Annotated in this window: 1 pseudogene; it reads right to left on the reverse strand. The window is 62.8% G+C overall.

Annotated elements, in window-relative coordinates:
- Positions 1-99: 99 nt before the first annotated feature.
- Positions 100-761: pseudogene (locus tag QTL96_RS10025) on the reverse strand (IS21 family transposase); the annotation flags it as partial.

The raw sequence follows: 761 nt of genomic DNA on the forward strand, positions 1-761 counted from the left end.
CCCGCTCAGCAAAGTCCGGCCAAAGGACCTTGATGGCAGGGAGGCGGAGTTCATTGAGCAGCGTGCTGAGCGTGGCGGCGTCGATGGGCGGGGCGTGTCTCATGCCGCGCCCTCCAGATGGCCGGCGTCGATGAGTGCCTCATAGCCTTGGAGGGACGCGAGACGGACAACAACGGTTGGCAACTGCGCTGGATCGGGTGCGAAGGCGGTCCGCAGCGCGACGATGTCCGGCAATTCGCCCGCGTCGAGGATGATGGCCAGCCGCTCTGCCAGTTCCCGCTCGCAACCCCGATCATGGGCCAAAGCCAGGAGCTCGACGGTAATCTTGCAGGCCTGCTTGTCAGAAAGCCGGTCGAGTAGGGTCTCGAAAGCAAACCGGTATTCCTGCCGCGGGAAGAGCCTGTCGCGATAGACAAGCTGAAGCAGCGCCATTGGCTTTTTGCGCAGCGAGTGGATGACGTGCCGATAGTCGACGACGTGGTCGTGTTTGCCGCTGGCATGCGCACGGCCTCTGTGGAGTGTCATCAGCTGCGTACCGCCGATAAAGAGGTCAAGACGATCGTCGTACAGGCGTACGCGCAGCCGGTGTCCGATAAGGCGTGAGGGCACGGTGTAGAAGACCTTGCGTAACGTGAAGCCGCCGCTGCGTGAGACCCTCACGACAACCTCCTCAAAATCGCTGGTGCGGGTTCCTGGCAACGGCTGCAATGCCGCCCGCTCGGCATCGATGCGCTTGCCATAGCGAGCGTTACGGCGACTGA

This window comes from Rhizobium sp. S163 (assembly GCF_030380805.1).
In the GTDB taxonomy this organism is placed as follows: Bacteria; Pseudomonadota; Alphaproteobacteria; order Rhizobiales; family Rhizobiaceae; genus Rhizobium.